Origin of the sequence: Hyphomonas sp., from assembly GCF_018402285.1 — a bacterium.
Taxonomy (GTDB): domain Bacteria; phylum Pseudomonadota; class Alphaproteobacteria; order Caulobacterales; family Hyphomonadaceae; genus Hyphomonas.
The window spans coordinates 554,599-581,189 of sequence record NZ_JAGYJH010000006.1; the positions used below are offsets into that span (position 1 = coordinate 554,599).

Consider the following 26,591-nt stretch of genomic DNA (forward strand, 5'->3'; position numbering starts at 1 on the left):
GGGTCATGCCCTGATCATTTCTGGCGCTTGGGCTTTTCGGCCCTGATGATCTTGTAGCCGTCCTCGTCTTCGAGCATTTCATGGCTGCGGAAGCAGGCTGAGAGTTCGGCTTCATACGGAAGATGCCGGTTGGCCACCAGCCACAGCGTGCCGGAGGGTTTCAGCGTCAGGGAGGCGGCGCGGATGAACGCCTTGCCCAGGGCGGAATTATCCGCCCGCCCTGTATGGAAAGGCGGGTTCATCAGGGCAAAGTCATATGTCGCCCGGGGCAGGTCTTTGAGCGCATCGGCCCATTTGATCGTGCACCGCTCACCAAACGGCGCCATCGTCTGCTCCTGGCAGAAGAGGGCGCGGTAGTCCGCCTCATAGAGGTCCATCCGCTCCACATTGGCGCAATGGCTGAGAATCTCGCGGCTCAGGAATCCCGTGCCCGCGCCAATGTCGATGCCGATGCCCTTGGTATATTCCGGCACGCTGTCGGCCAGAAGCTCGCTGCCCGGATCTATCCGGTCCCAGCTGAACAGCCCCGGCCGGCTCCAGAGACCAGGTTCGATCTCGCGCGGCAGGTCGGCCTCGATCCACGCCTGCACAAGGTCTTCATTGACGAGGCTTGCATGCTTGACCGTCCAGAAGGCGCGGCATTTGTGTTTCGACAGGCTGCCCGCATCCCCGGCAATCTCGGCCAGCGTCTTCTCGGCGGTCTTCCCGCCCAGCGTATTGGGCAGGCTGGCAAGCAGATAGCCCCCCTCCGGCGCCGCCATCAGGGCGCGGGCATAGAGCGCGCGGGCATAATCGCGCTGGCGTGGCGGCACCACAATCGTCAGCATCGCCTCGGGCACATCCACTGAACCAGGCTCCAGAACGGTAAATCCGGCCGCTTTCAGCGCGTCATAAGCAGGCTTCTGGCTGGTGCGGCAGACCAGGCGGTCCCTGGGCAGTTGCCCGAGCCAGGCGCCCGGTTCGGCGTTCAGCACCAGGATCGGGCCCTCCTCCGGCACAGGAACGGCGCCCGTTTCGAGCGCCAGAAGCAGGGTATCAAAAACAATCGTATCCATCATCGCGGCACCGATAGCCGCCTGCGCGCGCTGAGGAAAGCCACCTTGCGCGGAAGGTGAGGCGCAAACGACATCTGCCCGCGCCAGGAAAAAACCCCGCCGGCGCGAACCGGCGGGGTCTTTGTCTTCCTGTCCCTTGCGGGAAAATCAGGCCTCAACGCGCTCGATGATGATCGCAGGCGCCATGCCGCCAGCGGCGCACATGGTAACGAGGCCATACCGGCCGCCCGAACGCTCAAGCTCGTCCAGAGCGGTGCCGATCAGGATCGAACCGGTTGCGCCGATCGGGTGGCCGAGCGCCATCGCGCCGCCATTGATGTTCACCTTCTCACGGTCGAGATCGAGATCACGGATGAATTTCTCGGCAACCACCGAGAAAGCCTCATTGATTTCATAGACGTCGATATCGGTGGTTTTCAGGCCAGCCTTTTCGAGCACTTTCTTCGCAGCCGCGACCGGCGCGTTGAGCATCAGCGTCGGGCAGTCGCCCATGTTCGCCGTCGCAACAATCCGGGCGCGGGGTTTGAGGCCATGCTTCTTCATGTAGGCTTCCGAGGTGACGAGGATGGCAGCTGCGCCGTCCACCACGCCCGACGAGTTGCCGGCGTGGTGAACATGGTTCACCTTGCCTTCGAGCTGGGGATATTTGCGCGTCACCATGTTGCCATAGGTGTTGCCCTGATCGTCAACCGGAATGTCCATGTACATGCCGAACACGGTCTTCAGGCCGGCAAGGCTTTCCATCGTCGTGCCGGGACGCGGGAACTCTTCCTTGTCGAGGGCCAATGTTCCGTCCACGTTGTAAACCGGAACGACCGACTTGTTGAAGCGGCCTTCGGCGATGGCGCGGGCAGCGCGTTCCTGGCTGGTCACAGCCAGACGGTCAACGGCTTCACGGTCGATGCCTTCCAGCGTGGCGATGGCGTCGGCGCAAACGCCCTGCTGCGATTGCGGATGCTTCTCGCGCAGGCGCAGATTGCCGGCATCCATCGTCGGCGGGTTCTTCGGGTCGGCGGTCGAGGCGGTGTAGCTCATCATCTCGCAGCCGCCGGCAATCACGCAGTCTTCCATGCCGGACATGATCTGCGCAGCCGCGAGCGAAACCGTCGTGATGCCCGAGCCGCAGAAACGGTCGAGCGTCACGCCCGAAGCCTTGATGTCAAAGCCGGCGTCGAGGGCGGCCATGCGGCCCATGTCGGCGCCCTGCGCGCCGCGCTGGCTGGAGGTACCCCAGATGATGTCGTCGACAGTCGCCGTGTCGAGCTTGTTGCGCTCGGCCAGCGCGCTCAGAACGGTGGCGGCCAGGTGCTGCGGGTGCATGTGGGCAAGGGCGCCCTTGCCGACTTTGCCGATGCCGCGCGGGGTGCGGACAGCGTCGATGATATAGGCTTCAGCCATGATGGTACTCCCTGTCTTTATGGATAGGCGCGCTCAAATGGCGTCTGGCCTCAGGCTTACGCGCGCGTAAGGACCATGGGAAGCCGTGACGCCGGGGCAGTGCGGGGCGTCTTGGCGCAGGGGAAACAAAAGGAGCGCGGGCCAGACGGCCCCGGTTTCAGACCGGGCGTTTCTCGTCGCCTTCGCCGCCCCAGAAACGCTTGATCTTGCCCAGGAAGCCTTCGCTTTCCGGGTGGCAGTCGGCGCCGGAGCAGTCACAGAACTGGCGCAGCAGTTCCTTCTGCCGGGGGGTGAGGTTCTGCGGGGTTTCCACGAACATCTCGACATAGAGGTCGCCGGTCTGCCCGTTCGCGCGCACGCTCGGCATGCCCTTGCTGCGCAGGCGCAGCTTGCGGCCGGTCTGGGCGCCTTCAGGGATCGCCACGCGCGCGCGGCCCCCATCAATGGTCGGGATTTCGATTTCCCCGCCCAGTGCCGCCGTCGCCATCGGCACTGGCGCGCGGCAATAGAGGTTGGGCCCGTCACGTTCGAAGATGTCATGCTCGACCACTTCGACGAAGATATAGAGGTCGCCCTTCGGCCCGCCCGCGCTGCCCGGTTCGCCCTCGCCAGACAGCCGGATACGCATCCCGCTCTCGACCCCGGCTGGGATCTTCACCTGCAGCTTGCGTTCTTCCTTGACCTGGCCATGCCCGCCGCAGGTCTTGCACGGTTTGCGGATGATCTGGCCGCGGCCCTGACAGATATGGCAGGTGCGCTCCATGGTGAAGAAGCCCTGCTGGGCGCGCACGCGGCCATGCCCGCCGCAGGTCTCGCAGGTTTCCGGCTTCGTGCCCGGCGCCGCGCCGCTGCCTTCGCAGGGGCGGCAGGCCACGGCCTGGGGCACATGGATGGTCTCATCCTTGCCGTAGAAGGCTTCTTCCAGAGTGATTTCGAGGTCATAGCGCAGGTCAGCCCCGCGCTGCGGTCCGCTGCGCCGGCGGCCTCCGGCAAAGCCGCCCGCGCCGAATACCTGGCTGAACAGGTCCTGGAAAATGTCTTCCGGATTGCCGCCCGCGCCAAACGGGCTGCCACCGGCGCCGCCATTCTCGAAGGCGCCATGGCCATAACGGTCATAGGCGGCGCGTTTCTGCGGATCGGAGAGGACGGCGTAAGCTTCGCCCACTTCCTTGAACTTCTCTTCGGCGGAGACATCCCCGGCATTCTGGTCAGGGTGATATTTCATGGCGAGTTTGCGATAGGCCGATTTCAGAGCCTTTTCGTCAACGCCGCGCTCGACCCCGAGCACTTCATAATAGTCGCGCTTGCTCATGATAGGATGCTGCCTGAACTCAATTTCCGCCCTGTGCGGGACATTTGGGGCGCCCTCCGGCCCCCCGCAAGGGCCGGAGTCAGGTACAGATCAGGCCAGTTAGCTACCGCCGGGCGGGAATTGGGTAATACCTTTCTCCACCACGGAGGCCCCCGACCCGCCGATCTGCTTGACCGCAAGCCCGCGCTGGGCCGTCCCGTCGAGGCGATACCGGAAGAGGCCGTTAACCCCCATGAAGCCGTTGGGATCGGTCACGCCGGAATGCTGGATCGCCCCGGTCGCCGAGAGGTTCACCGCCATCGCGGCCGCGTCATAGGCGGCGGCTGCCAGGTCGGTGGGCGCGCGGCCATAGATCCGGCGGTAGGTCTCCCTGAAAGTCGCCATATTGTCCGGATCGGGGGTCGCAAACAGGCCCCCCTCCAGCGTCGGTTCGCGCCAGATGGAGCTGTCATCCCAAAAGCTCGTGCCCAGCAGACGAACGCGTTTGAGATCAACGCCATTGTAAGGAAGCAGCGGCGCCACCGAGAGCAGCCTGGTGCCCCGCTCGGGGATCATCACGCCGATCCGCTGGTCGGAGACAGAATATTCCGCCTTCACAACGCTGGCGATCTGCCGGGCCTGGTCGCCCGCGCCGCTATCAGCCGGATAGAACGCGCTCGACGCCATGCGCCAGCCATTCCTGGCCGCTTCGGCCCGCATCGCCGCTTCCACCTGCCGGCCATAGGTGCTGTCGGGGCCGAGATAGACAAAGGTCCGGGTCCCGCGGCTGGCGGCATAGCCCATCACGCGGACAACCTCTTCCTCCGGCATGATCGAGGCGAGATAGGCGCCGCCACCGGCTGCATTGGGGTCGTTGGAGAAGGCCACCACAGGGACTGACTTGCGGTTTCCGGCCTGTTTCACCCCGTTCACATTGGCCGAGAAGAGCGGGCCCAGAATAATGTCGGCCCCTTCCTTTATGGCTTCGTCGGCGCGCGCTTCCGCCGTCGAGGCGCGTCCGGCCGTATCCATTGGCATCATCAGGAAATCGGTGCCCGCCAGTTCAAACAGCGCCAGCTCGATCCCGGCCAGCATGCTCTCGGCTTCGGCGCGCACATTGGCGCTCGGATGGGTAAAGGGCAGCAGCACAGCCGCGCGCTTCACATCCTTGCCGCGCATGAATTCCGGCGTCAGGCCCCCGTCATCCCGGGCAAAAGGCTCCAGTTCGCCTTCCGTGATCACGTCTCCGGGCGAGGCGCGCAGGGGCTCTCCTGTCACCGGATCGACCCTCGGCTGGCCCGTCCCGATGGAGACCGGCGGGCGCGCCGGCGCCGAGGCGCAGGCTGTCGCCAGCAGCAGCGACGCCAGCACAAGGCTTGGCGCCTGCAGTTTCCTGAGTAAGGGTGGCAACAATGTCATCTTCCGATCCTTCCGACGCCAGTTCGATTCCAGCCGAGGGCAACTCTATGAGCGCCGCCGGTGCCGGGCAACAGCCCGTTGCCGTTTCACCGGGCCTCTATGTTGTTTCCACCCCGATCGGCAACCTCCGGGACATCACCCTTCGCGCGCTCGACATCCTGTCCGCCGCGGATGAGGTTCTGGCCGAAGACACCCGCGTGGCGGCAAAACTAATGTCCGCCTACGGGATTAAAGCCCGTCTCAGCCCCTACCATGACCATAATGGGGCCGAACGGAGACCACAGATCCTCTCCCGCCTCGCCGCAGGCGGCCGCATTGCCCTGATTTCCGATGCCGGCACGCCGCTGGTGTCCGATCCTGGCTGGAAGCTGGTGCACGACGCGCTGGAAGCAGGCCACAAGGTGCATCCCGTGCCGGGCGCCTCGGCGCTTCTGGCGGGGCTCGTCGCCTCCGGCCTGCCCAGTGACCGGTTCCTGTTTGCCGGCTTTCTGCCGCCCAAACCCGGCGCACGCAAAGCCGCGCTCGAAACATTGAAACACGTTCCTGCCACGCTCGTCTTCTATGAAAGCGGCCCGCGCCTGGCCGACAGCCTTGCCGATCTGGCTGCCGTTCTGGGGGGCAGGCGCCCGGCCGCCGTCGCCCGCGAGCTGACCAAGATGTTCGAGGAAACAAGACGCGGCACGCTGGCGGGCCTTGCCGCGCATTACGAAACCGCCGGCCCGCCCCGCGGCGAAATCGTTCTCCTCGCCGGCCCGCCGGAAGAAAAGTCCGCAACAGCCGAGGATCTCGACACGGCCTTGCGCGACGCGCTCCTCACGCTCCCCACAAAAGACGCCGCCGCCAGCGTTGCCGAAGCCCTCGGCCTGCCGCGCCGGGAAGTCTACCAGCGCGCCCTCCGGCTCAAATCCGGTGATGCCGGCTAAGCGAGAGATCGCCGGGGCGCGCGGGCGCGCTGCCGCGCGCCGCGCCGCCCTCTGGCTGCGGCTCAAGGGCTATTCCATCCTCGCCATGGGCGTGAAACTTCCGGTGGGGGAGATTGACCTGATCGCCCGCAAGGGCCGCCTCATTGCCTTTGTCGAGGTGAAGGCCCGCGCCGGCCTGGACGACGCCCTCAGCGCCGCCTCCTGGCAGCGCATGTCCCCGGCCGCCGAGGCCTGGTTGGGTCAGCGCCCGAAATTTGCCGGTTATGGGCGGCGTTACGACCTCATCACCCTGGCGCCCGGCCAGCTGCCGCGTCACCTGAAAGATGCCTGGCGGCCAGGCCTTGCCTGAGGGCCGGTAAACTGGCTCATCCGGTCCCGGATTATCCCTGACCCGAACCAGGGACCTTCAGGCCGGTCTGGTATTTCGTCCCGGCCGGCCGGCCGTCCAGTTTACAGGTGAAGGGGAGGTCAGTCTGTGATAGGGTCCCCTGGCTGCAAACAGGCAGGAAAGCGCCGGTGCAGCCCGTACATTCAGGATCGGTGGGAGGAAAACATGAAATTCAGAGCAGCTGCAACGACGCGCGCATTTCTGTGTGCGTCCTTGCTTGGCATGAGCGCAGCCATAGGCGCCAGCAGCCAGGGCAAGGTTGAGGAAACACCGGAGAAACAGGTACAGCAGACCCCTGCGGGCAAGGTACCAGAACTCCGGAAGATGACCCCCTCTGTGCCCGTGCAAGGCCCGGCGCCGCGTCTGCAGACCGCGCCTGGCCCGGTGGTTCCCGGACCCATCACACCGATTCCCGTGCCCGCTCCATTGCCTCAGGCCGTACAGCTTCAGGGGCTCGATCAGCTTCAGCTGAAACTTCAGCAGACGGATTTACCCGTCCGTGTGATCGTTCAGTATAATCAGGCGGCTGTCGATCAGGGCGAATCCCGCACAACAGCGGCAAGCGTCACGGCGCTCAAATCCGACAAGCTCCAGGCGGCAAATAATCAGACCCTGACATTTGTCCAGGCGCGCGGCATCGGTTCATTTCGCCCGATCCCGAACCTGCCTCTTGCCACAATGGAGGTGACCCGCAATCAGCTTGGCGTCCTTCAGGAGAGCGGCCAGTTTGCCCTGGTCGTCGAAGACAAGCTCTCGGCGCCCATGCTGGCCTCGTCCGGCACGGTGATCGGCGTGGCTGACGCCCATGCGCTCGAGGCCCGCGGCGCCGGCACGACCATCGCTATCCTTGATACGGGCGTGGACCGCACGCACCCCTTCTTCGGCGGCCGTGTGGTTGAGGGGGCCTGTTACTCCTCAAATGTCGCATCGCAGGGGGCCACATCCCTTTGTCCGGGCGGGGCAACGAGTGCAACCACACTCGTATCGGGCGGCGCCTGCACCGGTTCGACATCCTGCGATCACGGCACACATGTGGCGGGCATCGCTGCCGGCGACGGAGGCGCGTTTGACGGCGTTGCTCCGCGGGCCGACATCATGTCGGTACAGGTCTTTTCGCTGTTTACCGATTCTCCCGGCGGCCCGCAGAATTGCGCCAATGCCGGCCGTGCGTCTCCGTGCGTCCTGACATATGATTCCGATCAGATCCGCGGTCTCCAGAGGGTTAATGCAAGGCGGGCAGCGCGCAATATCGTTGCCGCCAATATGAGCCTTGGCGGCGGCAACAACACCGGCACCTGCAACGGCGATGTCCGCAAGCCGGTGATCGACCAGCTCTGGGCGGCAGGCGTTGCGACCGTGATCGCCTCGGGCAATAACAGCCGGGTCAATGCGGTCAGCGCGCCTGGCTGTATCTCGACAGCTGTCACAGTTGGATCGACGACAGATGGCGATGCGGTCTCGGGTTTCTCCAACATGTCCAATACGGTCGACCTGCTGGCGCCGGGCTCGAGCATAAATTCATCCGTACCCGGTGGTGGCTTCCAGTCGAAGAACGGCACCAGCATGGCCGCCCCCCAGGTGGCCGGCGCGATTGCGGCGCTTGTCTCCCTCTCGCCTGACACCTCCATATCCGACATCGTCAACACGCTGCGCACGACAGGTGTGAATGTGACCGATGGCCGGACGGGCGGCACAGTTACCCGCCGGCGGATCAATCTGGCTGCCGCCGCCGAGCAACTCGCCCCGCGCGACGATTGCATCACCCACAACACCGCCTCGCTGTCCCTCGTCAACCGCGGCGGCACCGGCGGCTGGACGATCACCGACGGCCGGTCCCTGATGTTTGCTTTCGGCAGCAACAAGGCGGAAGGTGAAGCGGCGCTCGCGATCATTCGCAAATACGGCTTTGACCGCACCTGCTATGTTGGCCGCCCCAATCCTTCGATGACGTATCTGCTGGCCGGGACCGGTTCTGCAAACGGCGCGCATGGTTTAGAAGACTGTATCTCCTTCAGCCGGAGCGATCTCTCCGTCGAACGGGTGGGCAGCCAGTGGCGGCTCACTGACGGGCGTTCATCAATGAAGATGTTCCCGAACAATTCTGAAGCCCAGCAGGCCCTTGATGCCATCAATCGCCACCGCTTCAACCGGCAATGCTATGTCGGCCGGCCGGGGCCGTCATTCACCTACTGGCTTGCACAATAAGTCCTGCAAACGCAGCCGGCCCGGCGTGTCGCCGGGCCGGTCTGTCTGCCAAGGGAGACTTTCATGCTGAAATATTTCGCTATTCTCGCGGCCAGCGCCGCCGCTGCCTGTTCCCAGCCGGGAAGTGCCGGAAGTCCGGGTGAAAAGGAAGCGCCAATGGACCGCTATGTCATCACCGTCTCCCATGAAGAGGGACAGGCGGCCTCACAGGCGGATATGGACAAGGTTGTTGCCGCCCTGCAGCAACACGAGGCGCACTCCGTTGAAGTTCTTGAAGGCTTGCCGACAATCATCGTCACAGCGGCGCCGGACGCCATTGAGGCTGCCCGGCAAACAGGGCTTGTAGAGGCCGTTCAGTCCGACAGTCTCAGCGCTCCGCAATAACCTATTGGGCTTCTGGCGCCTCCTGAATGCTCACCAGATAGGCCAGCAGCACATCCATCCCGAGATCCCCGAACACGAAGTCCGGCATGGTCTCATGGCCCACATGAATGCCCGCCCGGAAGTCTTCGGCAAGGTTTTCAGGGGAGTAGAGCGACAGGACATAGCGCAGCGGCGGGGCGTCTGCCCGCAGGCTGGCATCCTGGCCCATGCCGTGACAGATGGCGCAATGGGTCTGGGCAATCGCCTCGCCATCGGCAATCGAGGCCTCATCCATCGGAATGCCCAGCGCCTGGGCGTCAAACAGGGGCGGGGCAGGGGCATCCGGGGCGGGCAGCGTCTCTGTGCCGGCCGGCACATCTGGCGGCCCGGGCGGTTTCTGTTCGCAGGCAGCCATCACCAGCAGGCTGGCGGCAGCAAGGAGAAAGGGCAGGGTGGTTCGCATCGCTTTTTTCCCCGGACTAGAGACTGGCGGACTAGAGACTGGCGGGCCGGAACGGGCGCCAGGGTTCAGCATCACCCTTCAACAAGGCGGGCGCAAGGCAAACCCGTACTTTTCCCTAGTACCGGCAGGTGCCTTCACCCTGCCGTAATCTTCTATCAGTTAGGCTGCGGGTTTCAGGCGTATTTCAGCATTCAGGCCGGGCCATCCACATATGACCGACAGCCACCGACCGCCCCGCAAGCCAAGGGTCATCCGCGTTCCCCCAGCGGCGCTTTCCGCGCGGCGCCTCAGCCCGTTGCGCCTGCTTGTGATCGCCATCGGCGTTCTCATCCTCTGCGGCGGCGGCTGGGCGCTGTGGAAATGGCAAAGCCTGCACAGCGGCATGCCCAAACTGCCCGAAGTGGCCGATCTCTGGCAGGCCCAGCGCGAGCCTTCCATCGAGTTCATCGATAGCAAAGGCAACACGCTCGCCGTCCGCGGCCCCCGCTATGGCCGTGCCATCACGGTGGCAGAGCTTCCCAAACACGTCTCCCAGGCCTTCATCGCTGCCGAGGACAAGCGCTTCTACGAACATGACGGCGCCGATGAGGCCGCCATCGCCCGCGCGGCCCTCTCCAACGCGGCCGCCGGCGAAACCGTCTCGGGCGCCTCCACCATCACCCAGCAGCTGGTGAAGAACCTTGTCCTCAGCCCGCGCCAGACGATGGAGCGCAAGGCGCAGGAAATCACGCTCGCCCGCCAGCTCGAAAAGCGGATGACGAAGGACGAGATCCTCTCCCTCTATCTCAACCGCATCTATTTCGGCGCCGGCCTCTATGGCATCGACGCGGCCTCCCGGCATTATTTCGGCAAGGCCCCGGCGGAGCTCAAGATCCATGAGGCCGCTCTCCTCGCCGCCCTCCCCAAGGCCCCGTCCAAGCTAAATCTCCGGGACAATCTCGACGGCGCCAAATCCCGGCAGCTTTACGTGCTGAAGGAAATGGAGAGCGAGCGCTTCATCTCCAGACAGGAAGCCGCCGCCGCCCGCGAGGCGGCAATCACCATACTTCCCGCGCCGCGCTACGATCCCCAGCTTGGATATGTGCTGGACGCTGCCGCCGAACGCCTTGCCGCGATGCTGCCCCGCGTGCCGGGTGACGCCGTCGTCCAGCTGACGATCGATCCGGAAATCCAGCAGAAAACGCAAAGCCTGCTCGCCGCGCGCCTCGCCAGGGACGGCAAGGCGTCCTCCGCCAGCCAGGTCTCCGCCCTGATCCTTGACCGCACCGGCCGCGTTGTCGCCCTGACCGGGGGCGTCGATTACGCGCTCTCCCCCTTCAACCGGGCCACCCAGTCCAGACGCCAGCCCGGTTCCAGCTTCAAGCCCTTTGTCTTCGCCCTCGCGCTGGAAGACGGCTACTCACCCTATGACGTCTTCAATGACCGCCCGATCACCATCGGCAAATGGCAACCGGTGAACTATAGCGGCGAATATCACGGCCCGATGACGCTCTCTGAAGCGCTCACCCGCTCCACCAACACCGTCGCCGCAGAGCTCGGTAACGAAACCAGTCCCGAGCGTGTCGCCGCCCTTGCCAAACGGTTCGGCATCGCCAGCGAGCTCAAGCCCTTTCCCTCGATTGCCCTTGGCAGCCAGGAAGTCTCCCTCTGGGAACTCGTGCGCGCTTACGGCGTGTTCCAGTCAGGGGGCTACCGCACCGAGCCCTTCCTCATCGAGCGCGTCACGGACTCGCGCGGACAGGTCTATTACGAACACCCCGCCTCCGGGCGTGAACGTGTCTACGCCGAAGACCTTGCCGCCGAAATGAACGCCATGATGATGCGCTCGGTCAGCGCGCCCATCGGCACCGGCGGGCGCGCCCGCATCAATGGCTGGACCGTCGCCGGCAAGACCGGCACCAGCCAGGAGTCGCGCGACGCCTGGTTCATCGGCTTCACGGCGGCCTATCTCGGCGGGGTCTGGGTCGGCAATGATGATGATACGCCCATGAAGCGCGTCACCGGCGGCGCCCTTCCGGCCGAGCTCTGGTCAGGCATCATGGAAATCGCCCATGAGGGCAGGAAACCTGAAGCCCTCATCGGGGCAAACCGCGCCGTCATCCTTGATCCGGCTGCCGAAGAGCGCATCACCTTTTATCGCGGCATGGCCCAGGCCTTCTCCGCTGCATCCGGTTCCTCCCGCACCGCCAGCCGCGGCGGCCCGGTCCAGCAGGCCGAATAGCTCAGCTCGCGATGGCGTTCGCGGGCGTTGGCGCCGCCAGCGCCGGCGCCTCGGCCTGGTCTTCAGAAGGCATGCCGCCGGCAGCCTCGATCAGGTGCAACATCCTGTCCATCGGCTGGGGCTTGCCCACCAGGTAGCCCTGCAACTCGTCGCAGCCATGCTCGCGCAGGAAGCTTGCCTGGAACAGCGTCTCCACGCCTTCAGCCGTACACCGCAGCCCCATCAGCTTTGCAAGGCTGAGTGTCGCCTGGGTGATCGCCCGGCTTTCGGTATCGGTCTCGATGTCCCGCACGAAGCTCTGGTCGATCTTGATCTTGTGGAACGGGAACATCCTGAGATAGCTCAGTGAGGAATACCCTGTCCCGAAATCATCCAGCGAGATGCGCAGGCCCATGTCGCGCAGCTGGCGCAGCCGGTCGAGCGCAAAGCCGGTGTCGGCCATCAGCACCGACTCGGTGATCTCCAGTTCGATGCGTGAAGGGTCGAGCCGGTTGGCCGCCAGCGCATGCACGATCGTCGAGACAAGGTTCGTCGAGTTCATCTGCAGCGGCGAGATATTGATCGCAACCTTGATGTGCTCCGGCAGGCGCGCCGCCTGCGCCATCGCCGAGCGGATGATCCACTCGCCGATCGGCACGATCATCCCGTTTTCTTCTGCAATCGGAACAAATTCCGAAGGCGGGATCATGCCGAGCTTCGGATGGTTCCAGCGCACCAGCGCCTCAAAACCGACAACCTTGTGCGTCTGCGCGCTTATCTGCGGCTGGTAGACAAGATGCAGCTGGCCAAGCTCGATCGCCTGGCGCAGATCGCACTCCCCGCGCAGCCTTGCTTCGGCCCGCTCAGCCATCTCGCCCGTGAACATCGCCCACTGGCCCTTGCCCTTCCGGCGCGCGGCATGCATGGCGAGGTCTGCGTGTTTCAGCGCGGCCGGTGCATCCAGATTGCGGTCATCAAGCCGCCGGACACCAATGGAGGCTGTACAGACAATTGCCGCGCCCCAGACCGAATAAGGCTCGCTGAGATAGGCCGAGAGCCTGTCGAGGAAGTCCTCAAGCCCGTCTTTCAGCGGCCGCTCGACCGCCAGGACAAATCCGTCACTGGCGATGCGCGCGACGATGTCGGCGGGAAGGGAGCATTCGGTCAACCGGTTGGTCACCTGCCGCAGGAGCAGATCCGCCGCCTGATGACCCATCGTGTCATTGATTACCTTGAACGTATCAAGGTCGAGGCACAGAAGTGCCCGCCCGGATGCAGCCGGCAATGGCGCGGTTGCCCAGCCATCCAGCTGCGAAAGGAGGTTGGCGCGGTTGGGCAGGCCGGTCAGGTCGTCAAAATGCGCCATCTGTTCGATGCGGTCTTCGGCCTGCTTGGCCTGGGTCACGTTGGAGGCAACACCCCGGAACCCCACGAACCGGTCATCTTCATGGACGGGCTTGCCCGTCAGCGAGACCCAGCAAGTGTCCCCGCCCGATACGCGCACCTGCAGCACCACGTCCTGAAAGGGCTCGCGCGCCTGCATGGTCTCTTCCAGTTTCCGGCGGCTCTGCCCGCTCTGGAACAGCGAGAAGAAACTGCGCCCGGCGCTCATGAACGCCCTGGATTTTTCGTCATTGCTTCCGCTGCAGGGAACGGCCTCGATCCGGAAATCCGCGCCGGTCTGCCACAGCCAGTCAGAGGAGCTTTCGCCAAAGTCGCGCAGCAGCAGGCTGATCACCTGCGATTGCTCGGCAAGGGCTGCTTCACTCAAGTATTGCTGGACAAACTGCCGGTGCGCCCAGCGGACCGAATAAATCAGCACAAAGACATAAACGGCTGACAGAACGCCGATCAGCTGGCTGGTCAGTCCGCCCCTCAGGAGAGCCGCGCTCACCAGGCCAATTCCGATCGGAACAATGAAACACACCGCCGCAACCGGCACGCGGGAGAGGAGAAATGTCCCGCCAAACATCATGCCGGCAGTGATGGTCAGGATGGCCATGAATTGCGCTTCGGCCGCGCCGATCGCCACCATCAGGGGCAGAGCGCCCCAGAACAGGCCGTGCAGGGTTGCGCCCTTGGCCACCGCGTCAATCTTGCGCTCAGCATAGCCAGGCGCCTGACTGTATTTCTGCCCCCGGAGGTGCTGCAGGAAGGTCAGGCCGTTGAGAAGGATCAGGCCGAAGCCCCAGAAGGCCGCCATGGGGCTCACCCCGCTGATACGCAGCTGCAGCATCACGATGGCGGTGTTGAGCAGCCCGACCAGCAGCATCACCACGATGAGATGACGAATCGAATTGACCTGCTTGGTCCTCAGGCCAGCCTGAAGCTTTTCTGGCACCGGAACCGATCTGATGAATTTCACGGCTGCCTCCAGCCGCTCATCAAGCATCTTCAAGGTGAACATTTGCCGGTCTCACAAGGCTTTTTCGTTGCCTTCAGGACTACGCGCATTGCGTTAATTTCAAGGTTAGGCGGTGGCGGAAATTTTCGCGATCGCCCTGCCGTCAGCAAAAAAAGGTTGCACGCTCAGGGTTAACACGCAGGCGTGCTGGCCTGCTGCCGCGCGGACGTTTCAGCCGATGCCTGGCGCGCAGACGCGGTTGCGCCCCTTGCCCTTGGCATCATAAAGGCTCGCATCGGCTTTCTGCAGCACCTCGCGCGCGGTCATTCCGGGTACAAACTTTGCCACCCCGAACGAGGCGGTCACCATTGGCAGGGGCGCAGCGCCCGCTTCGGCTTGGTGCACCGTCTTGCTCAGCATGTGCTTGATGCTGACGAGCCGGTTATAAGCCGTCATCAGGTCACTGCCGGGGAAGATGATCGCAAATTCCTCACCGCCATAGCGCGCCACCATGCGCGGCTCGTCGGCGCTTGCCGAGATCAGCCGGGCAAAATTCTGCAGCACGATATCCCCGGCCTGGTGGCCATGGGTATCATTGAGCGCCTTGAAGTGATCAAGGTCGGCCATCGCCACGCACAGCGGCTCGCGCGTGCGGGTGGCGTGTTCCATCACTTCCTGGAGCGTCTTGTCGAAGGCGCGGCGGTTGGGAATGGAGGTCAGCGGATCGCGCAGGCTCTGCGTGCGCACCTCGTCCAGCTGCTCGCTCAGGGTCGTGATCAGGCCCTGCGAGCGGGCAAGGCCCTGGTTGAGTTCCAGCGTCACCGCGCTCATGCGGCGGTTTTCGGCAATCAGGCCCGAAACGAGGCTCGAGAGCTCTTCCGGGGAAGAGGCTTTCGGCAAGGTCGTCTCAAGCGTCGAGAGCGTGTCGGTGAAGCTTGTATTCTGCTGCAGGCTCGACCCGATCACGGAGAGCACTTCCTCGATCTCGTCGCCGATGGCCTGGCTGATGTCATGGGTGGCAAACACCGTCTGCTCCTGGGCAAGATATGCCTGGAAGAGCAGCTCGATGTCATAGGACGAAATTGCGTCCTGCCCGAGCAGCAGCTCGTCAATCTCGGCCACAAGGCCTGCGTCGGCCTTGGTCGAATAGGCAAACCAAACCGCATACGCATTGGGATAGGGCGCGGTCTTGTACTTCTCGCTGAGCTGGAACACGCGCACGGCGGCCTTGCACGCTTCCCGGAAATCGAGCTGCGCCCGCTGTTCGGAAGGGGTGGCCGGGGAGGCTCTTTCAATCAGTTGCGCGCCCATGGGGGCTCCATTCAAGATATCTTGTTTGAGAAACCTAGCAAAAGAGGGTTTGAGTAGGGTTAATACCGGATGACGTGTTTTTTTTACGATCGCGGCGCGCCATACACCCGCGATCTGCCCTGACCTGGCCTGACCTGGCCAGATCAGGCATCTTTTTGGCGCACAAATGCTGCTGGAGTTCTTGGGCTTCCTGTAAGAGGTTTTGCGGACCTTTCCGAAATGACAGCCAGAGGCCTGCTTCCCCGGGCCGGCCGCTCCGACCGTTCCGCCCGCCCGTGCTTCCCCGGCCTTCGCAATCACGCTAGCATCCCCAAAACGCCGGGGAGGCACCGCCATGACCTATCTTATCCTGGGGCTCATCATCTTCTTCGGAGCCCACCTGTTCTCCACCTTCCGCAGCCGCGCGCCGGGCAGGGATATACGCCAGAAGCTTGGAGAAGGCCCCTATATGGGCCTCTACAGCCTCGTCTCGCTGGCCGGCTTTGTCCTGATCGTCTGGGGCTTCGGCGCCGCCCGGCCCGCGCCGGTCCTCTACACCCCGCCCCCGGGCCTTGCCCATCTCAACCTCGTCCTGATGCTCCCGGCGATGATCCTGCTGGTGGCGGCCTATATGCCCACCGGCCGCATCAAGAAGGCAGCCAAGCACCCCATGCTGCTCGCGGTGAAGATCTGGGCGTTTGGTCACCTTCTGGCCAATGGCGAGCTCAACTCCGTCCTCCTTTTCGGCAGCTTCCTCGCCTATGGCGTGATTGACCGGATCGCCCTGAAAAGGCGCGGCAATATCGGCCCGGGCCCGGACGCGCCCGTTTCGGCCATGGGCGACATCGCCGCCGTGGTGATCGGGGCAGGGGTCTACGCGGCCATCCTTCTCTGGCTCCACCCGATCCTCTTTGGTATGCCCGCCCTGCCGGGCTGACCTGAAACCCTCAGGCCCGGCGGCTGCGTTTCCCCAGGATCGGGGCAAGTGCCATGATCGCCAGTCCATAGGGAAAAAGGGCCCCCTGCATGAGGTCGTAATGGGCGAGGTATTCGGGCACTGTCTGCCCGATGACGCCCAGAGCCAGCGTGCTTTCCAGCAGGACCAGAACAGCCACCCCGCCAGGGCCGAGCAGGATCCCGGGCGGGGAAGCCCGCCGGCCGGCCCACAGGCCGAGCGCCGCGACGAGGCCTGTCACGAGCGGAAACTCGATCAAATGCCCCGCCCGCTCGCCGAACGCCGGAATGAGAACAAGTTCACGCAGCATGCCCAGCAGGAAACCGATCGCAAACGCGCCGGCGCCATAGGCAACCGGCCATAGAAACAGGGGCGCAATACGAGCCTTCATGCCGGGCTTCCCGTTGTTTTCTTGCGGCAGCGCCATTCAGCCGCTATCGCAGGCGCCATGTCAAAACAAACCCGGACCGCCCGCAAGACCGTCAAGGACATCGCCGCCGCAAAAGGGGCCACGCCACTTGTCATGTTGACGGCGTATGACGCCCCGACCGCCGCGATCCTTGATCCCCATTGTGACCTTCTCCTCGTGGGCGACAGCCTGGGCATGGTGGTCCATGGCCTGCCCTCCACCGTTGGCGTGACGATGGAAATGATGATCCTCCACGGCCAGGCGGTCATGCGCGGTTCGTCCCAGGCCATGGTCGTCGTCGACATGCCCTTCGGTTCCTATGAAACCAATGCCGATCAGGCCTTCCTGAACGCGGCGCGGATCATGAAGGAAACCGGCTGCCAGGCGATCAAGATCGAAAGCGGCGCCTATGCCGCCGGCCAGATCGCCCACCTCGTCGAGCGTGGCATCCCGGTCATGGGCCATATCGGCCTGCGCCCGCAGGCGATCAATGTCGATGGCGGCTTCCGCGCCAAGGGCCGCACCGAAGATGAACGCGAGCGCGTCCTCGCCGAAGCGCGCGCCGCGGCGGATGCAGGCGCCTTCTGCATCGTGATCGAAGGCGTCGCTGAAGATCTCGCCGCCGCCATCACCGCAGAGGTCAGCTGCCCGACCATCGGGATCGGCGCCTCGGCGTCCTGTGATGGCCAGGTTCTGGTCACCCAGGACATGCTCGGCCTCTTTGACTGGACGCCCAAATTCGTCCGGCGCTATGCCGATCTGCGTGAGGCCATCGATATGGCCGCCGCAGAATACGCCGCTGACGTGCGCGCCCGGCGCTTCCCGGGCACGGCTGAAACCTACAGCCTGCGAAAACAAGGGTCTTAACAGCGCTGATCCGTTGCAGGCCTGCCCTCGGCCGTCTAGGTTCGCGCCCGAGTCCCCAAACCCCCGCCGGAGCGCCAGCGTGAGCGACATTTTCACTGAAGTTGATGAAGGCATCCGCCAGGAAAAACTGGAGGGGCTCTGGAAAAAGTGGCGCCCCTTTGTCTATGGCGGTGTTGCGGCCCTGATTATCGGCGTCGCCGTCAATGAATTCGTGCTCAAGCCCCAGGCCGAAGCGCGCCGCGAAGCCCGCGCCCTGGCGCTGGAAACCGGCATCCGCGCGCTCGAAGACGCCGACTATGCGGGGGCCGAAGAAGCCTTCACCAGGATCATGAACGATGATCCAAGGCTTGCCCCCCTGGCTGCCCATTTCCTTGCCCAGACGAAGTTTGAAGGCGGCGGAGACGCCGCCGCCGCCGCCGAGCTGCTCGCCTCCGTCGGCGGCATCGAAGGCGGCCCGTATGAGCGTCTGGCGCTGCTCAAATCGGCCTATTTCAAAGCCGACACGATGACGCTTGAGGAACTTGAACTTACGCTCGGCAGCCTCGCCGACGACGAAAGCACGCTTGGCGCGCTGTCGCGCGAGCTGATCGGGGCCAAGGCGTTCGAAGCCGGCGATCTTGCCCGCGCGCGCACGATCTACAACCGCCTGCGGTTTGATGCCTATGCCCCTCAGGGACTGGTCCAGCGAGCCGATATCGCGCTCGCCGCGATCCCGGTTCCGCCGGAAACAGAAGAAGCAACAGAGGCCGCGCCCGCCGAGGCGGCGCCGGCCGAGCCGCAGGAGACCGGCCAATGAAGTTTGCCCGCACCATTCTACTGACAAGCGCGCTTGCTGCCGCGCTCGCCCTGTCGGGCTGCAACAGCCTGCCGAGATTTGGCGGCAACAGCGCCGCCGAAAAGGAAGCAGAAGACAAGGCCGGCCGTCTGGCAATGGTGCTGGACGAGGAACGGGTGGCGCCTGAACCGGGTCTGGCAGGCGTTGCGATCGAGCTGCCGCCCGCCGTGGCGGTTGAAGCCTGGCCCGAAGCAGGTGGCAGCGCTTCGAAAGTCGCCGGCCATGTCATCGCGGCGCCCGAACTCAAGATCGACTGGCGCCGCTCCGCCGGCAAGGGCTCGACCCGCAAGGCGGCCCTGACCGCAACGCCGGTAACCGACGGCAACCTGATCTTCGTCCTCGATTCCCTCCAGACCGTCCGTGCCATGCGCCTGTCCGATGGCGGCGCCGTCTGGACCGAAAAACTCGAAGGCCTCTCCCGCCGGGACAAAGGCGCTGTCGGCGGCGGCATCGCCGTTTCCGGCGATACGGTCATCGTCGCCAGCGGCTATGGCTATGTCGCGGCCCTCGACAAGGCATCGGGCGACCAGAAATGGCAGCGCGCCCTCGGCGCCCCGATGACCGGTTCGCCCACGGTTGCCGACGGCCGTATCTTTGTCAGCTCCAACAATAACGAGATTTTCGCCCTTGACCTTGCCACCGGCCAGACGCTCTGGAGCGATCAGGCCATCTCCGAAACCGCCCGGGTCCTTGGCAGCACCAGTGCTGCGGCCGTCGAGGAATTCGTGATCGCGCCGTTCTCGTCGGGGGAAATCATCGCCTATCTCGCCTCCAACGGCCGCCGTCTCTGGACCGACGCCATCCAGCAGGCAGGGGGCTTTACGCCGATTTCCGAGATCAACGACATCGGCTCGCGGCCCGTTCTGGGCGCAGGGCTGGTCTTCGCCTCCAACCAGTCGGGTGCCACCGTCGCCATTGACGGGCGCACCGGCAACCGCATCTGGGGCAAGGCCGTCGGCTCGACCCGCGCGCCCGCGCTCGCCGGCCGCTACCTCTTCGTCATCGGCCTCAATGGCGAACTCGCCTGTCTCGATGCCCAGACTGGCGACGCCTTCTGGGTGAGCGATCTGCCGCAGTTCAGGAATGAAGAGAAAAAGAAGAACCGGATCAGCTACACATCCCCGATTGTGGCCTCAGACCGGGTGATCACTGTGTCTTCTGAGGGGGAAATGCTTGCTTTCTCAACCCAGACGGGGCAGCAGACCGCTTCGCTGAAACTTGGCGATACGGTGTATCTTGAGCCCATCGTGGCGCAGGGTAAGCTTTACGTCCTGACGGACGAGGCGCGCCTGATCGCCATCAGATAATCCGGCCGGGGGCGCGCCTTCCGGCTTTGCACGCTGCGGAGGGCGCCAGCCTTGCCATTGAAGCTCGCCATCGTCGGCCGGCCGAATGTCGGTAAATCGACGCTTTTCAACCGCTTGGTTGGAAAGAAGATCGCTCTGGTCGATGATCAGCCCGGCGTGACCCGCGACCGCAAGACCGCTGAGGGGCGTCTGGCCTCCCTGCCGCTGTCCCTGATCGACACGGCCGGTTTCGACAATGTGAAGGATGACAGCCTGGAAGCGCGCATGCGCGCCCAGACCGAAGCGGCGATTGCCGAGGCAGACCTCGTTCTCTTCCTCGTCGATGCCCGGGTTGGCGTGACCCCGGAAGACGAAACCTTTGCCACCCTGCTGCGCAAGGCAAACCTTCCCGTCGTACTCGCCGCCAACAAGGCCGAAGGCCGCGCCGGAGAAGCAGGCGTGTTCGATGCGTTCAGCCTCGGATTTGGCGAACCTGTCGGCCTCTCTGCCGAGCATGGCGAAGGGATGGCAGAGCTTTACGAAGCCATCCGCAACGTCCTCGGTCCGGAAGCCTTCGAGCGGGCCCTCGAAGAAGCCGAGCCCGATTATGAGCGCGGCGCCGGAGAAGACATTCTCGACAAGCTCGCCCATATCGACATCGAAGACACGACCCTTTCCGATGACGACCTTGTCGCCGCCATCGAAGCGGCCGATGTCGATGCCCCGGCCGCCCCTGTGCAGGCAGACCGCCCGATCCGTCTGGCCATCGTCGGCCGCCCGAATGCGGGCAAGTCCACGCTCATCAACCAGCTGCTCCAGTCCGAGCGCCTGCTGACGGGGCCTGAAGCCGGGATCACCCGCGATTCCATTACCATCGACTGGGAATGGGAAGGCCGCCAGATCCGCCTCGTGGATACCGCCGGCCTGCGCCGCAAGTCCAGGGTCCAGGAGCGGCTCGAGCGTATGTCGACCGCCGAGACCATCCGTTCCCTGAAATATGCCGACATCGTTGCGCTCGTCATGGACGCGCATGAAGCGATGGAGAAACAGGACCTGCAGATCGCCGACCTCGCCCTGCGCGAAGGCCGGGGCATCGTCCTCGTCATCTCCAAATGGGATACCGTTCAGGACACCGACGGGGCCGCGCGCCATATCCGCGACCTTGCCAACCGCCTGATGCCGAATGCGGGCGGGGCGCCGGTCGTGTTCCTCTCCGGCCTGACGGGCCGCAACATCGACAAGCTGATGCCCGCCGTCGTCAAGGTCTACAAGGACTGGACCGCCCGGGCCAAGACCGGCGACCTCAACCGCTGGCTGCGCCACACCGTCGAGCATCACCCGCCGCCAAGCGTGCAGGGCAAGCGGATCAAGCCGCGCTACATGGCGCAGATGAAGGCCCGCCCGCCGACATTTGTCCTGATCGCCTCGCGCGGGGACCAGATGCCGGAAGGCTACAAGCGCTACCTCATCAACGGGATCCGCGAAGCCTTTGACATGCACGGCGTGCCCATCCGCCTGTTCGTTCGGCAGGGCAAGAACCCCTATGCCGGCAAGGTCGGCGCAGACGGGCCGCCGCGCCACAAGCGCCGCAACGATTGATCCGGAGGCAGATTAGCCAAGGTCGGCTAGCTCCTGACACAGGGCGGCCAGGCCGATCGCTTCTACATTCTTCGATTTGGGATATCGGTCAGTGCCTGAATAGACGATGAATGCTCGGTCTGGTTGCAAGTGCTCCAGGGCCAGGAAGAAGCCCTTCGTAACGTTGGGTGCTGACCCCCGCTTGATCTCGATCACCCAGAGTTTGTTTCCTGGCAGTTCAAGCACAAGATCGATCTCTGCGCCGGCGCTTGTGCGATAAAAGGTTGCGCGCGATCGCTGAGGGGCTGACTGGATCAGGTTTTCGATTGCAAACCCTTCCCAGCTCATCCCGGCAATCGGATGTCCCAGAACATCATCCAGTGTTTCTAGCCGCAGGAGGGAATGTGCCAGTCCGCTGTCGCGTACATAGGTCTTGGGGGATTTAACGAGGCGCTTGCCTGCATTTGCATGGAAGGGTGCTAACCGTCGCACAAGGAGAAGATCGACCATAAGATCCAGATAGGCTGCCACCGTCTTGCCGTCGACGGCGAGGCTGCGTGCTAGTTCTGCAGCATTGAGCAAGCTACCCTGACGATGGGCAAGCATCGTCCAGAACCGGCGCAGCGTTTCTGCTGCAATCCTCGGTCCCAGCTGAGGAATATCACGCTCGAGGTATGTCGTGATGAAACTGTCCCGCCAAGCTGCACTGGCATCATCAGAGCGTGCTAACAGGCTGCGCGGAAAACCGCCCCGTACCCAAAGATGGGCTTGAGATTCCGGATTTGTTTCCAGAACATCGAGCGGGGTCATCTCCAGATAGGCGATCCTTCCTGCCAAGCTCTCGCTGGACTGTTTGAGAAGGTCGATGGAGGCAGAACCCAGAAGCAGAAAGTGTCCTGAAGGCCGCCCGGCTTGGATTCGATCATCAATTACGCTGCGAAGCACCTGGAAAAGGCCAGGTGACCTCTGGATCTCGTCGATGATCACGAGCCGGTCCGCCTTGAGGTTCAGATACTCGAGGGGGTCTGACAGCTTCGCCAGATCCGCAGGGTTCTCCAGGTCGAGATAGTCGGCCGGCGGGCTTGAGATCTGTGAGGAGAGGCTTCGGGCGAGCGTTGTCTTGCCCGCCTGGCGGGGGCCGAGGAGTCCAACTGCAGGAAACTGCTGCAGTCGCTGGCTGAGTAGCGGTGCGATTCAGCGGGATATCATCCTTGCATTTATGGATATGTCTTCCAGAAATGCAAGGTATTATCTTCCATAAATGGCAAAATACTAAGTTTTATATACCTTAGATTTAAAATCAACTCCGATCCGGAACTGATCATCTGTCTCTCAGCTGACGATCATCACATCACGGATCGTATGGCGCAGCTTTCCGGCGCAGACGATCTCGATGCTGTCTGGATGACCCGCCTGTGTGCTGCGAAAGCCGGCGCTGCCCGGATACCCGGCCCCGCCGGGCTGAAGATCAAGCTGCAGCACGGCCGGGCTTTCTTCCTGCGTTATGGCCGTCAGCATCCAGAGCGTGTCTGTATCAAGGCGCAGGGAGACGATCAGGGGAGAGGCTGGCTTCTCCGGTCCTGGCATCCGGTCCGTCCAGGCTTCAGCGCTGAGAATATCCGGACACGGCGTCTGTGGCGGGAAGAAATGCGCGCACCCGGTCAGGGCTGCGCATGCCGCTAAAACAACGAGCCCGCGCATCAGAACTGCCCTCGCAGGCCAAACCAGAGGATGCCCGCATCATCGGCCGTGGCAACATGGTTGGGCGAGGTGATCCAGGCAGCGGCGGTTTCGGCGCTCCAGCTTTCCTGCAATTGCCAGCGCAGGCGGGTCTCGAAGTTCAGCTGCCGGCCGCTCGGTGTCAGGGCGATCTGCCGTTCACTGAAAATGAAGCCGGCTGTGTCCGCGCCCGTCACCGTCTCGAAGGTCAGGACGCCGCGTTCGGCGCGGCGGGGCTGGGCAAGGACAAAGCTGAGCGTGGCCGGGCCGAGCAAGCGGCTGGCGCCGAGCGACCAGCCGGAGGTCTGAACCGCGCTCGTATCAAGCCCTTCCAGTTCAACAAGGCCAAGTTCTGCCCCGCCCGAGAGGGACCAGCCCCCGCCGATGTCTGCAGCCGCTTCAGCCGTTAGGGCCGTCAACTGGCCTTCATTCTCCGCGCCGAGACGCGACTGGACCGCCCCGCCAAGGGCAGTCTGATTGTCTTCGATGGTTTCAAGGCTCGTGCGCGCGCGCCAGCCCAGGCCGCCGCGGCTGATGCCGGCGCCAAACCGGCTGCGGTCTGCGTCAGATGCTGTGAAGGCGTGCACATCCACGGGGCCAAAAGCATGGGTGATCGAGGCCCAGGTGCCGTCCGGGCTCAGAGCATCGGGCGTGCCAGGCTCGGTCACGAGGCTCGCAACCGGCGCAATCTGAGGCAGGCTGCCACCCCGGCCGGCCGAAACCGCGCCGCCATCAAAGCGGAAGGTTGCCGAGAGCTGTGTCTCAGGCTCTGCTTGATAGGGGGCCGCAGGGTCTTCAAACAGTCTGGGCGTGTGCCAGGAAAGCTCGATCCCGCCAGCGCGGACGGCGCGTGTCTCTCCGGCGAGCGACGCCGTGCGTACACGCAAATCGGCAAGGGGCGCCGTTGGGGCGCGGCTCATCGCGGCTGCATTGAGCTCAAAGGCGCGGTCATACCGGTCGATCAGGGCAACGCCTTGAAACAGACCGCCATGCTCTGCCCAGTCACCGAACGCGCCGCCCGGCGCGGCCGGGAGCTGGTCCAGAAAGACACGTTGCCCGTCGAAATAGGCCGACTGGGCGCCCTGGGGCTGGAAGGCCCGGGCAAGATTGAGCAGGCCAACGCCTGAAACGTCGTCGATGCCCACGCCGGCCGCGATGCCGAGCACGGGGTCCGGGCTCGGGTCGATGTAATCATCTGCGGTGTCGAGCAGGATGCGCAGGGCGTCTTCCGGCCGTGCCTGCAGGTTCGGAAAGGTCTGCAGGAGGAGGGCGAGGGAACCCGACACATAAGGCGCGGCAAAGGACGTGCCGCTGATCCGGTAATAATCGCCGATGTCATCGGCGTCATTGGTCGGGTCACCGGGGAAGACGACATCATCATCTGGGCCCGTGCTGACCACGCCTTGTCCCGGCGCCAGGATATAGGCGTTCTTTGCGTCAGGCCCTGCGCGGTTTGAAAAGCCGGCAATCCGGCCAACCTGTTCCACTTCCGGTGTCGAGGGATTGTCCGACGCGATGACGGCGCCGACGGCCACCACGCGCCCGAGGGAGTTTGCATACCCGGCTGCGCGCGAGGGGCTGTTGGCGGTGGTTCCCTTGGCGGCTACGGGATTACCGTCTTCATCCGTGGTCGGCGGTTCTGCGTCATTGCCGGCAGAGACAACAATGAGGACGCCGCGCGCGGCGGCCGCCGCGATGGCGTTCTCGATGGTCTGGTCGGAACCGGGCTCTGATCCCAGCGACAGGTTGATGACCCGCGCGCCATTGTCGACCGCGTAACGGATCGCTTCGGCGACATCTGAAACAGGATAGCGGCATCCGTCCGGCTCGGCGCAGCTGCCCGGGCGGTCTGCGCGGATGTCGAGGATGCGCGCCTCGAACGCCGTGCCGAGGATGCCCTGATTGTCTCGTTTGGCCGCGATGATACCGGTCACGAGCGTGCCGTGTCCTTCCGCGTCAATGTCGGGATCCGACCGGTCGGCTGCGTTTACGTCAAAGGTTGGCCCGGTGAACTGGCCGGAGAGGTCAGGATGGGTCTGGTCCGAGCCGGTGTCGATGACGGCAACAATAATGCCGCTGCCGGTGGCCCCGCGCGAATAGGCGGTGGACGCATTGATCAGGCCAAGGCCGCGCGTCGTGTTGTATTCGCTGGTCTCGAAAGACGCAGGCGGAGGGGCCGGTGGCGGCGGAGGCGGCGGGGAGGAGGGGGGCGGGGGAGGCGGCAGCGGCTGGACGGGCGCCGAGCCGCCGCCGCTTCCCCCGCCGCCACTGGCGCAGGCGGCGAGCCACAGGGGAGAGGCCGACAGCAAAAGCGCCGCCGCCATCGAGACTGTCTTGCGTGTATCGAAATCCGACCGGGCCATGAGCCACTCCCATTCCTGAGGCGCCCTCACGCCTGGCGTGGAGACTGTCGCGATTGCCGCGTGCAGGCAAGTTACCTTCCGCGCAACCGGCCCCGTGTCAGGCAGAGGTGTCCGGCAGAGGTGTCAGAGATAGGTGTCGAGCCCGCGGTCTTTCAGGGCCTGGACGACCTTGCCGACATCCTGGGATTTGTCCCGGGCGGCCACGAGGACGCGTGTTCCGTCTGCGACAATCACGAGGTTTTCCACCCCGACCAGCGCGACCAGGATGCCCTCGGCGGCATGGACGAGGCAGTCGCCAGCTGAAACGCTGACCGGTTCGGGCGAGTTCGTGCGGGCGGAAACTTCCCCGATCATCGCCCAGGTGCCGATATCACTCCAGGCGCAGTCGAGCGGGGCATAGACGGCCGCGCGGCTGGTATGCTCCATCACGGCATAGTCGATCGATGTGTTCTGGACCGACGCAAAGATGCCGGCATCCAGAAAGAACTTTGCGCCTTCCTGGCGCGCAGCGGCGAGGGCCTGCGCGGATGTCGCGAGAATTGCCGGCGCATGGACTGCCAGTTCGCCGAGCATTGTGGCCGCGTCGAAGAGGAAAATGCCGGCGTTCCAGCTGTACTGGCCGCTGGCAAGATAGCTGGCGGCGGTGGCGGCGTCAGGCTTTTCGCGGAAGGCGGCGACGCGCGCGACCGGGCCGCTGAGGGGGCTGCCCGCCTGGATATAGCCAAAGCCGGTATCAGGCCGGCTGGGCGCGATGCCGAATGTTGTGATGTAGCCGTCTGATGCGGTTGCAGCCGCTTGCCTGACGGCGTCGAGGAAGACGCGCGGAAGGCCGATATAATGGTCGGACGGGACGAGCAGGCCGAGACCGCCGGGAAACCTGTCGGCAATGACCCGGGCGGCAAGCGCTGCGACGGCGGCGGTGTTGCGCCCGACCGGTTCGAGCAGGATGGCGCTCGCCTCGACGCCGATTTCAGCGAGCTGGTCTTCAATGATGCCCGCATAGGCCGCGTTGCTGATGATGATCGGGGCGGCAAAGACGCCTTCATCCTCTGCTGACCCGGAAGCGCAGGACCGTTTCCTGGAACACCGATTTGTCAGAGACGAGCCGGTGGAACTGCTTGGGACAGGCCCGGTCAGAGGCAGGCCAGAGCCGCGTCCCCGCGCCGCCGCACATGATCACTGGATGGATGCTCACACTTCGTCCCCATGTCCGATCTTCCAGACCGCGACAAAGCCCATC

General features: G+C 64.2%; 23 protein-coding genes. 10 read left to right on the top strand and 13 right to left on the bottom strand.

The window, feature by feature from the left end:
• Nucleotides 1–14 precede the first annotated feature (14 nt).
• The 4 genes from KG722_RS14490 to KG722_RS14505 all read right to left on the bottom strand — a co-directional run bounded on the left by KG722_RS14490 (nucleotide 15) and on the right by KG722_RS14505 (nucleotide 5,163).
• On the bottom strand, nucleotides 15–1,058 hold the full coding sequence (locus KG722_RS14490) for a methyltransferase (protein ID WP_213272734.1): 1,044 nt from the start codon (nucleotides 1,056–1,058) through the stop codon (nucleotides 15–17).
• 144 nt (nucleotides 1,059–1,202) lie between these two features.
• Complete coding sequence (locus KG722_RS14495) at nucleotides 1,203–2,453, bottom strand: acetyl-CoA C-acetyltransferase (RefSeq protein ID WP_213272736.1); 1,251 nt, start codon at nucleotides 2,451–2,453, stop codon at nucleotides 1,203–1,205.
• 157 nt (nucleotides 2,454–2,610) lie between these two features.
• Nucleotides 2,611–3,765 carry a molecular chaperone DnaJ gene (dnaJ, locus tag KG722_RS14500; protein WP_213272738.1) on the bottom strand — a complete coding sequence of 385 codons (1,155 nt, stop codon included), beginning with the start codon at nucleotides 3,763–3,765 and terminating at the stop codon, nucleotides 2,611–2,613.
• 99 nt (nucleotides 3,766–3,864) lie between these two features.
• Nucleotides 3,865–5,163 carry a penicillin-binding protein activator gene (locus tag KG722_RS14505; protein WP_213272740.1) on the bottom strand — a complete coding sequence of 433 codons (1,299 nt, stop codon included), beginning with the start codon at nucleotides 5,161–5,163 and terminating at the stop codon, nucleotides 3,865–3,867.
• Nucleotides 5,164–5,210: 47 nt separating this feature from the next.
• Between KG722_RS14505 and rsmI the strand changes: the two genes are divergently transcribed.
• The 4 genes from rsmI (at nucleotide 5,211) to KG722_RS14525 (ending at nucleotide 9,063) form a co-directional block, all read left to right on the top strand.
• On the top strand, nucleotides 5,211–6,086 hold the full coding sequence (gene rsmI / locus KG722_RS14510; RefSeq protein ID WP_213272742.1) for a 16S rRNA (cytidine(1402)-2'-O)-methyltransferase: 876 nt from the start codon (nucleotides 5,211–5,213) through the stop codon (nucleotides 6,084–6,086).
• Nucleotides 6,076–6,435, top strand: a complete 360-nt coding sequence (locus KG722_RS14515; protein WP_213272744.1) for a YraN family protein — start codon at nucleotides 6,076–6,078, stop codon at nucleotides 6,433–6,435. The genes rsmI and KG722_RS14515 overlap by 11 nt, the downstream gene beginning before the upstream one ends.
• Nucleotides 6,436–6,639: 204 nt before the next feature.
• A complete protein-coding gene (locus KG722_RS14520) occupies nucleotides 6,640–8,679 on the top strand; it encodes a S8 family serine peptidase (RefSeq protein ID WP_213272746.1) in 2,040 nt (679 codons plus the stop codon).
• A 63-nt stretch (nucleotides 8,680–8,742) separates the two neighbouring features.
• Nucleotides 8,743–9,063 (top strand): hypothetical protein, encoded by a 321-nt coding sequence (locus KG722_RS14525; protein WP_213272748.1) that lies wholly within the window; start codon nucleotides 8,743–8,745, stop codon nucleotides 9,061–9,063.
• A gap of 1 nt (nucleotide 9,064) precedes the next feature.
• On the opposite strand, the gene KG722_RS14530 is transcribed toward KG722_RS14525, so the two are convergent.
• Nucleotides 9,065–9,505, bottom strand: coding sequence for a cytochrome c (locus tag KG722_RS14530; RefSeq protein ID WP_213272750.1), 441 nt, complete (start codon nucleotides 9,503–9,505; stop codon nucleotides 9,065–9,067).
• A gap of 211 nt (nucleotides 9,506–9,716) precedes the next feature.
• Here KG722_RS14530 and KG722_RS14535 point away from each other — a divergent pair, with 211 nt between their 5' ends.
• On the top strand, nucleotides 9,717–11,726 hold the full coding sequence (locus KG722_RS14535; protein WP_213272752.1) for a transglycosylase domain-containing protein: 2,010 nt from the start codon (nucleotides 9,717–9,719) through the stop codon (nucleotides 11,724–11,726).
• Nucleotide 11,727: 1 nt separating this feature from the next.
• Here the strand turns inward: KG722_RS14535 and KG722_RS14540 are convergent, their stop codons facing one another.
• Together KG722_RS14540 and KG722_RS14545 are read right to left on the bottom strand one after the other, a co-directional pair.
• A complete protein-coding gene (locus KG722_RS14540; RefSeq protein WP_213272754.1) occupies nucleotides 11,728–14,112 on the bottom strand; it encodes a bifunctional diguanylate cyclase/phosphodiesterase in 2,385 nt (794 codons plus the stop codon).
• A gap of 168 nt (nucleotides 14,113–14,280) precedes the next feature.
• Entirely contained in the window at nucleotides 14,281–15,360 is a 1,080-nt protein-coding gene (locus tag KG722_RS14545; RefSeq protein ID WP_213272756.1) for a GGDEF domain-containing protein, read from the bottom strand.
• A gap of 334 nt (nucleotides 15,361–15,694) precedes the next feature.
• Here KG722_RS14545 and KG722_RS14550 point away from each other — a divergent pair, with 334 nt between their 5' ends.
• Nucleotides 15,695–16,276 (top strand): NnrU family protein, encoded by a 582-nt coding sequence (locus tag KG722_RS14550; RefSeq protein WP_213272758.1) that lies wholly within the window; start codon nucleotides 15,695–15,697, stop codon nucleotides 16,274–16,276.
• A gap of 10 nt (nucleotides 16,277–16,286) precedes the next feature.
• On the opposite strand, the gene KG722_RS14555 is transcribed toward KG722_RS14550, so the two are convergent.
• Entirely contained in the window at nucleotides 16,287–16,685 is a 399-nt protein-coding gene (locus tag KG722_RS14555) for a hypothetical protein (protein WP_213272760.1), read from the bottom strand.
• A gap of 57 nt (nucleotides 16,686–16,742) precedes the next feature.
• Between KG722_RS14555 and panB the strand changes: the two genes are divergently transcribed.
• From panB to der, 4 genes are all read left to right on the top strand, one after another.
• Complete coding sequence (panB, locus tag KG722_RS14560; protein ID WP_213272762.1) at nucleotides 16,743–17,570, top strand: 3-methyl-2-oxobutanoate hydroxymethyltransferase; 828 nt, start codon at nucleotides 16,743–16,745, stop codon at nucleotides 17,568–17,570.
• 79 nt (nucleotides 17,571–17,649) lie between these two features.
• Nucleotides 17,650–18,366 carry a tetratricopeptide repeat protein gene (locus KG722_RS14565; RefSeq protein WP_213272764.1) on the top strand — a complete coding sequence of 239 codons (717 nt, stop codon included), beginning with the start codon at nucleotides 17,650–17,652 and terminating at the stop codon, nucleotides 18,364–18,366.
• A complete protein-coding gene (locus tag KG722_RS14570) occupies nucleotides 18,363–19,712 on the top strand; it encodes a PQQ-like beta-propeller repeat protein (RefSeq protein ID WP_213272766.1) in 1,350 nt (449 codons plus the stop codon). Before KG722_RS14565 ends, KG722_RS14570 begins: the two co-directional genes overlap by 4 nt.
• 51 nt (nucleotides 19,713–19,763) lie before the next feature.
• Complete coding sequence (der, locus tag KG722_RS14575) at nucleotides 19,764–21,290, top strand: ribosome biogenesis GTPase Der (protein ID WP_213272768.1); 1,527 nt, start codon at nucleotides 19,764–19,766, stop codon at nucleotides 21,288–21,290.
• Between the two features lie 12 nt (nucleotides 21,291–21,302).
• Here the strand turns inward: der and KG722_RS14580 are convergent, their stop codons facing one another.
• From KG722_RS14580 to KG722_RS15520, 5 genes are all read right to left on the bottom strand, one after another.
• Nucleotides 21,303–22,463, bottom strand: a complete 1,161-nt coding sequence (locus tag KG722_RS14580; RefSeq protein WP_366910255.1) for an ATP-binding protein — start codon at nucleotides 22,461–22,463, stop codon at nucleotides 21,303–21,305.
• Nucleotides 22,464–22,601: 138 nt separating this feature from the next.
• Nucleotides 22,602–22,970 (bottom strand): hypothetical protein, encoded by a 369-nt coding sequence (locus tag KG722_RS14585; RefSeq protein ID WP_213272771.1) that lies wholly within the window; start codon nucleotides 22,968–22,970, stop codon nucleotides 22,602–22,604.
• Complete coding sequence (locus tag KG722_RS14590; protein ID WP_213272773.1) at nucleotides 22,970–25,351, bottom strand: S8 family peptidase; 2,382 nt, start codon at nucleotides 25,349–25,351, stop codon at nucleotides 22,970–22,972. The genes KG722_RS14585 and KG722_RS14590 overlap by 1 nt, the downstream gene beginning before the upstream one ends.
• A 123-nt stretch (nucleotides 25,352–25,474) precedes the next feature.
• Complete coding sequence (locus tag KG722_RS15280; RefSeq protein WP_300998577.1) at nucleotides 25,475–26,449, bottom strand: sugar phosphate nucleotidyltransferase; 975 nt, start codon at nucleotides 26,447–26,449, stop codon at nucleotides 25,475–25,477.
• Entirely contained in the window at nucleotides 26,394–26,525 is a 132-nt protein-coding gene (locus tag KG722_RS15520) for a sugar phosphate nucleotidyltransferase (RefSeq protein ID WP_366910256.1), read from the bottom strand. Before KG722_RS15520 ends, KG722_RS15280 begins: the two co-directional genes overlap by 56 nt.
• Nucleotides 26,526–26,591: the final 66 nt, after the last annotated feature.